Consider the following 7031-nt stretch of genomic DNA (forward strand, 5'->3'; position numbering starts at 1 on the left):
TCCCCCGGTGGCCGCGCGCTGCGGCACGAGTCGTGCGTACGCGGTCATACGTACGCACGAGGAGATATACGGAGCCGACGCAAGCCCCGCGCAACGCCGGACGGCCGCACACCACCTGGGCTCGAGCGATGTGCGAGAGGCGTCTGGTGCACTCGCCGCGCGACACCCCTGTGCGGCGACGGGATCGCGCCACCGCCGCACTCCCGACCCACCCCCGACCCACCCCACCCGCCCCACCCCTCCAGGAGGACATCGCATGGTCACCAGACGCAGCGTGCTCGGCGGCGCCCTGGCCGCGGCCGGCGCCGGCCTGATCACCGGCGGCGCGCTGACGCCGATGCTCGACGCCCGCACCGCCCAGGCCGCCGACGCCGCCCCCGGTGTGGAGCCGAGGCAGGTGCCGGTGGCGGTTCCGCCGCCGTTCTCGGTGCGGATGCCGGCCCTGCCCGTCCTGACCCCGATATCGACCGCGGGCGGGCAGGACACCTACGCCGTCACGATCAAGGAGGTGTCACGGGAGGTCCTGCCCGGTGGCATGGCCAAGGTCCTGACGTACGACGGCTGCTTCCCCGGACCGGTGCTGCGCGCCCGCAGCGGCCGCAAGGTGGTGGTCCGCCACCGCAACACGCTCACCATGCCGGTCGCGGTCCACCTGCACGGCGGCTCGGTCACCCAGGACAACGACGGCTCCCCGATGGACACCTTCGCCCCGGGCACCTCGCGCACCTACACCTACCCGAACCAGCAACCGGGCGCCCCGCTCTGGTTCCACGACCACGCCCACCACATGGAGTCGGAGCACGTCTACCGCGGCCTGTCCGCCTCCTACCTGCTCTCGGACGACACGGAACGCGCGCTGCCGCTGCCGTCGGGGCAGTACGAGATACCCATCGCGCTGCGGGACGCGCACTTCGACGAGTACGGCCAGCTCGTCTACGTCATGGACGACGCCTTCGGCCGCACCACCATCCTCGCCAACGGCCGCCCGAGCCCGTACGTCGAGGTCGCGGCCCGCAAGTACCGCTTCCGGCTGCTGAACTCCTCCAACATGCGCTTCTTCCAGCTCAAGCTGTCGGACGGCGGCCAGATGATCCAGATCGGCTCGGACGGCGGGCTGCTGGAACACCCCTTCCCGACCGACACCATCGGGCTCTCCCCGGCGGAGCGCGCGGACGTGGTCATCGACTTCTCCCGCTACCCGGTCGGCACGAAGATCGTCCTGGAGAACACCCTGGGCCCGGGCACCCCCGACCAGGTCGGCAAGGTGCTGCGCTTCGACGTCGTACGGACGGCGGCCGACCAGAGCCGGGTGCCTGACACCCTGCGCACGCTGCCCGCCGTGGCGGCGCTGCCGAAGCCGGCCGTGCAGCGCAGCATCGTGCTCAGCATGGACGAGGACGGGCGCCAGGAGCCGCGGGGGTTCCTGGACGGCCAGACCTACGATCCCGACCGCATCGACCAGACCGTCGCCCACGGCACCTCGGAGGTCTGGACGGTCACCAACGCCAACAAGCTGATCCCGCACAACTTCCACATGCACCTGGTCCAGTTCCGGGTGCTGGAGCGCAACGGCGCCCCGGCCGGACCGGCGGAGGCGGGGCTGAAGGACACCGTCCGGCTGTTCCCGGGCGAGACGGTCAAGCTGCACGCCACCTTCGCCTCGTACCGGGGAACGTACGTCTACCACTGCCACCTGCTGGACCACTCGGCCATGGGGATGATGGCCAACTTCCGCGTCCGGTGAGGCCGTAGGCCGACAGGGCCTGGGGTGGCGTTGCCGCCGCAGCCCGGCTCGACGTGCGCTCAAGGGCCGGACGAGCACGGGCCGCGAGAGTGGCCGGCACAGACCATGTCCAGCCGTGTCCCCCATGACTTCGCATGCGTCCGTATTTCCCCGCAAGGAGATCAGAATGACCACCTCGCTCACGTTCCTCACACCCCACGACGGCGTACGCACGGTCCTGGACGAGGTACGCGCGGTCTGGGCGACCCTCCTCAAGATCACCGACCCCCCGCTGGAAGCCAGCTTCTTCGAGCTGGGCGGGGACTCCCTGGCCGCCCACCACATGCTTCTCCAGCTCTCCCGCACCTACGGCGTCGAACTCCGGCTGCGCCAGATCTACGAGACCCCCACGATCGCGGCCCTGGCCACGGCCGTGTCGGCCCGGATCGAGCAGGGCCAGGGGAGCTGACAGGGAAGCTGACAGGGAAGCTGACAGGGGAGTTGACAGGGGAGTTGACAGGGAAGCTGGCACCCACGAGATCCGGCCATCGGCCCGGGAGTCGTCCCGAGCCGTCCGGACCCGTCTTCTAGCGGACTTCCGGTAGCCCTCCGGCGACGGGGAGGAGGGTCGGGGCACAGGTCAGGGAGGTTCTGCCGATGTCGGGTGAGCGAGTGCACCGCGCGTCGTACGAGATCGACGTGACCGCGCCGGCCGGAGTGGTGTACGGGCTGATCGCGGACACCACGCAGTGGCCGTTGATCGCGGCGTCGAGCATCCATGTCGAACGGCTGGATTTCGACGGGGTCGTCGACCGCTTCCGGATGTGGTTCACCGCCAACGGGAGCGTCAGGTCCGCGCTCTCGCACCGCACCCTGGACGCGGCGGGAACGCGGATCGAGTTCCTCCAGGAACTCCCGGCCGCGCCCGCCGTCACCATGGCCGGGACCTGGACGGTCGAGGCGCGCGGCGCCGGGCGCAGCAGGCTGCGCCTGGAGCACGAGTTCACCGTGGCCGCCGACCGGCCCGGGGACGTCGCGTGGCTGCTGCTCGCGACCGACACCAACAGCCGGGCCGAGCTGGAACAGCTCAAGGAGAATGCCGAGCGGTGGCGCGAAATCGACGGGCTGCTGCTCGGCTTCGAGGACTCCGTCCGGGTGCACGGCCCGGCCGAGCTGGTCTACGACTTCCTGTACGGGGTCGCCGACTGGCCCGGCCGGGTGCCGCACGTGGTCCGGGCGGAGGTCCGGGAGGACGTCCCCGGGGTGCAGCGGGTGCGCATGATCACCCGGGCCGGGGGCGACGTACCCCCGCAGGCCACCGAGTCCGTACGGATCTGCTTCCCGCACGCCTCCCGCATCGTCCACAAGCAGACGAGGACACCGCCGCTGATCGAGGCGCACACCGGGGAGTGGTCCGTGCTGCCCGACGAGACGGGCGTGACCGTGATCTCCCAGCACAGCGTGCTGCTGCGCGCGGCGGACGTCGAGCGGGTGCTGGGGCCGGGGGCCGACGTGCCCCGGGCGCGCGCGCACCTGCGCGAAAAGCTCGGCCGCGAGAGCGTGGCCGTACTCGAACTGGCCAAGCGGCATGCCGAGTCCGCGATCCGCAGCCTCTGAGGCCGCCCCTGGCGCCGGCGCCCCGCAGCGACCTGACGGCCCGTCAAATTTCGAGGTCACGAACGTGTCCGGGGTATCCGGACACGGCTCGCCTCCCCCTTCCGCCATGGCACAAGATCGATCGGGGACACCTCTCCCGACCGGTCCGACGCCGTCCGCTCCACCCGCCCACCCGACCGCTCGCCCGCCCGACCGCTCCGCCCGCCGACCTCTCCCGCACCCGAACCCGACCGTCCGTTTCCCACAGCCATCAGGAGTGACATGTCCCGCCGCCTGTTCACCTCGGAGTCCGTCACCGAGGGCCACCCCGACAAGATCGCCGACCAGATCAGCGATGCCATCCTCGACGCCCTGCTCCAGGAGGACCCCACCTCCCGGGTGGCCGTCGAGACGCTGATCACCACGGGCCTGGTCCACATAGCCGGTGAGGTGACGACCCAGGCGTACGCGCCGATCGCGGCCATCGTCCGCGAGAAGATCCTGGAGATCGGCTACGACTCGTCGAGCAAGGGCTTCGACGGAGCCTCCTGCGGCGTCTCGGTGTCCATCGGCGCGCAGTCCCCGGACATCGCGCAGGGCGTGGACACGGCGTACGAGAGCCGGGTCGAGGGCGCCGCCACGGGCGAGGACGGCGACGAGCTGGACCGGCAGGGCGCGGGCGACCAGGGCCTGATGTTCGGCTACGCCTGCGACGAGACGCCCGAGCTGATGCCGCTGCCGATCCACCTCGCGCACAAGCTCTCGCGCCGCCTGTCCGAGGTCCGCAAGAACGGGACCATCCCGTACCTGCGCCCCGACGGCAAGACCCAGGTCACCATCGAGTACGACGGCGACAAGGCCGTCCGCCTCGACACCGTGGTCGTCTCCACCCAGCACGCCGCCGACATCGACCTCGACGCCCTGCTGACCCCCGACATCCGCGAGAGCGTCGTCGAGCACACGCTGCGCGTGCTGGCGGAGGACGGCATCAAGCTGGACACCGAGGGCTACCGCCTGCTGGTCAACCCGACCGGGCGCTTCGAGATCGGCGGCCCGATGGGCGACGCCGGCCTCACCGGCCGCAAGATCATCATCGACACCTACGGCGGCATGGCCCGCCACGGCGGCGGCGCCTTCTCCGGCAAGGACCCGTCCAAGGTCGACCGCTCGGCCGCCTACGCCATGCGCTGGGTCGCCAAGAACGTCGTCGCCGCCGGTCTCGCGACCCGCTGCGAGGTCCAGGTCGCGTACGCCATCGGCAAGGCCGAGCCCGTCGGCCTCTTCGTCGAGACCTTCGGCACCCACACCGTGCCCACCGACCGCATCGAAGAGGCCATCTCCACGGTCTTCGACCTGCGCCCGGCCGCGATCATCCGCGATCTCGACCTGCTGCGCCCGATCTACGCCCAGACCGCCGCCTACGGCCACTTCGGGCGCGAACTCCCCGACTTCACCTGGGAGCGCACCGACCGCGCCGACGCCCTCAAGGCCGCCGCGGGCGTCTGAGCACCCGGCCCAACCCCCTTGCCCCACCCCTTGCCCCACCCCTCGTCCCACCCCGCCCTTCGCCCCGCCCTTCGCCCCGCCGACGTCGAGATCAGCTCACAGGAGTCCACGTGCGTATCGCGGTGACCGGATCCATCGCCACAGATCACCTCATGGCCTTCCCGGGCCGGTTCGTCGACCAGCTGCTCCCCGACCAGCTGGAACACGTCTCGCTGTCCTTCCTCGTCGACACGCTGGAGGTCCGGCGGGGCGGAGTGGCGGCCAACATCTCCTACGGGCTCGGCGGGCTGGGTCTCGGCCCGCTCCTCGCGGGCGCCGTCGGCGCCGACTTCGCCGAGTACGAGGTCTGGCTCAAGGAGCACGGCGTCGACACCAGCGCGGTGTACGTCTCCGACGACCGCCAGACCGCCCGCTTCATGTGCATGACCGACCAGGACTCGAACCAGATCGCCTCGTTCTACGCGGGCGCCATGGCCGAGGCCGACCGGATCGACCTGCGCGCCCTGCACACCCGGGCCCCCCTCGACCTGGTCCTCGTCTCCCCGAACGACCCGGGCGCGATGGTCCACCACACCGACCAGGCCCGCGAGCTGGGCATCCCCTTCGCCGCCGACCCCTCCCAGCAGCTCGCCCGGCTCTCCGGCGCCCAGGTGCGCACCCTGGTGGACGGCGCGGCCTGGCTGTTCACCAACGAGTACGAGTCCGCCCTGCTGCGCGAACGCGCGGAGTGGAGCCACACCGACGTCCTCGACCGGGTCGGCACCTGGATCACCACCCTCGGCGCGCAGGGCGTCCGCATCGACCGCAAGGGCGATCCGACGATCACCGTGCGCGCCGTCCCCGGCATCACCCCGGAGGATCCCACCGGCGTCGGCGACGCCTTCCGCTCCGGCTTCCTGGCCGCCCTCAGCTGGAACCTGCCGCTGGAGACCGCGGCGCAGCTCGGCTGTGCGATGTCCGCCCTCGTCCTCGCCGCCGTGGGCTCGCAGTCGTACGAAGTACGGCCCGCGGCCCTCCTCGCCACCGTCCGCGCGGTGTACGGGGACACGGCCGCCGACCTCCTCGCACCAGAACTGGGACGGCTCGCATGACGACGAACGCGCAGGAGCGGCCGAACGCGCAGGAGCGGGCCGACGCCCTCCGGCAGGCGCTGGCCACCCGCGTGGTGGTCGCGGACGGTGCCATGGGGACGATGCTCCAGGCCCAGGACCCGACCCTGGAGGACTTCCAGCAGCTGGAGGGCTGCAACGAGGTCCTGAACGTCACGCGCCCCGACATCGTGCGCTCGGTCCACGAGGCCTACTTCTCCGTCGGCGTGGACTGCGTCGAGACGAACACCTTCGGCGCCAACTACGCCGCGCTGGCCGAGTACGAGATCCTCGACCGCACCTTCGAGCTGTCCGAATCCGGCGCCCGGATCGCCCGCGAGGTCGCCGACGAGTTCACCGCCTCCACCGGTCAGCAGCGCTGGGTACTGGGTTCGATGGGCCCGGGCACCAAGCTCCCGACCCTCGGCCACATCCGCTACTCCACCATCCGGGACGCCTATCAGATCAATGCGGAGGGTCTGATCACGGGTGGTGCGGATGCGCTGCTGGTGGAAACGACGCAGGACTTGTTGCAGACGAAGTCCTCGATCATCGGTGCGCGGCGGGCGATGGATGCGCTGGGTGTGTCGGTTCCGCTGATCTGTTCGGTGACGGTGGAGACGACGGGGACGATGCTGCTGGGTTCGGAGATCGGCGCGGCGCTGACCTCGCTGGAGCCCCTGGGTGTGGACATGATCGGGCTGAACTGCGCGACGGGTCCGGCGGAGATGAGCGAGCACCTGCGCTACCTCGCCCGCAACGCCCGTATCCCGATCTCGTGCATGCCCAATGCCGGCCTGCCCGTCCTGACCAAGGACGGCGCCCACTACCCCCTGTCGGCCGCCGAGCTGGCGGACGCGCAGGAGACCTTCGTCCGCGAGTACGGGCTCTCGCTGGTCGGCGGCTGCTGCGGTACGACGCCGGAGCACCTGCGCCAGGTGGTCGAGCGGGTCCGGGGCCTGGCCCCGGTGGCCCGCGACCCCCGCCCCGAGCCGGGTGCCTCCTCGCTGTACCAGACGGTTGCGTTCCGTCAGGATCTGGCGTTCATGGCGATCGGTGAGCGGACGAACGCGAACGGGTCGAAGAAGTTCCGGGACGCGATGCTGGAGGCGCGTTGG

The 7031-nt window shown here is 71.1% G+C and carries 6 protein-coding genes; all 6 read left to right on the plus strand.

Annotated elements, in window-relative coordinates:
- Positions 1–256 precede the first annotated feature (256 nt).
- Positions 257–1744 (plus strand): multicopper oxidase family protein, encoded by a 1488-nt coding sequence (locus tag ABT084_RS31070; protein WP_351050989.1) that lies wholly within the window; start codon positions 257–259, stop codon positions 1742–1744.
- 166 nt (positions 1745–1910) lie between these two features.
- The gene (locus ABT084_RS31075) at positions 1911–2192 is read left to right on the plus strand and encodes a phosphopantetheine-binding protein (RefSeq protein WP_351050992.1); all 282 of its coding nucleotides are present in this window, start codon (positions 1911–1913) and stop codon (positions 2190–2192) included.
- Positions 2193–2380: 188 nt separating this feature from the next.
- Complete coding sequence (locus ABT084_RS31080) at positions 2381–3340, plus strand: aromatase/cyclase (protein WP_351050994.1); 960 nt, start codon at positions 2381–2383, stop codon at positions 3338–3340.
- Positions 3341–3601: 261 nt separating this feature from the next.
- Positions 3602–4825 (plus strand): methionine adenosyltransferase, encoded by a 1224-nt coding sequence (gene metK / locus ABT084_RS31085; RefSeq protein ID WP_351050997.1) that lies wholly within the window; start codon positions 3602–3604, stop codon positions 4823–4825.
- A 110-nt stretch (positions 4826–4935) separates the two neighbouring features.
- A complete protein-coding gene (locus ABT084_RS31090; RefSeq protein ID WP_351051000.1) occupies positions 4936–5916 on the plus strand; it encodes a carbohydrate kinase family protein in 981 nt (326 codons plus the stop codon).
- The coding region (locus tag ABT084_RS31095) for a homocysteine S-methyltransferase family protein (RefSeq protein WP_351051003.1) at positions 5913–7031 on the plus strand (1119 nt) is incomplete at its 3' end. The genes ABT084_RS31090 and ABT084_RS31095, both read left to right, overlap by 4 nt.

The sequence above is a fragment of the Streptomyces sp. NPDC002138 genome (assembly GCF_040296485.1).
Classification (GTDB): domain Bacteria; phylum Actinomycetota; class Actinomycetes; order Streptomycetales; family Streptomycetaceae; genus Streptomyces.

Coding starts and splice junctions, on each gene's coding strand:
- ABT084_RS31070 (WP_351050989.1), top strand. CDS start 257: ATGGTCACCAGACGCAGCGTGCTCGGCGGCGCCCTGGCCGCGGCCGGC.
- metK (WP_351050997.1), top strand. CDS start 3,602: ATGTCCCGCCGCCTGTTCACCTCGGAGTCCGTCACCGAGGGCCACCCC.
- ABT084_RS31080 (WP_351050994.1), top strand. CDS start 2,381: ATGTCGGGTGAGCGAGTGCACCGCGCGTCGTACGAGATCGACGTGACC.
- ABT084_RS31075 (WP_351050992.1), top strand. CDS start 1,911: ATGACCACCTCGCTCACGTTCCTCACACCCCACGACGGCGTACGCACG.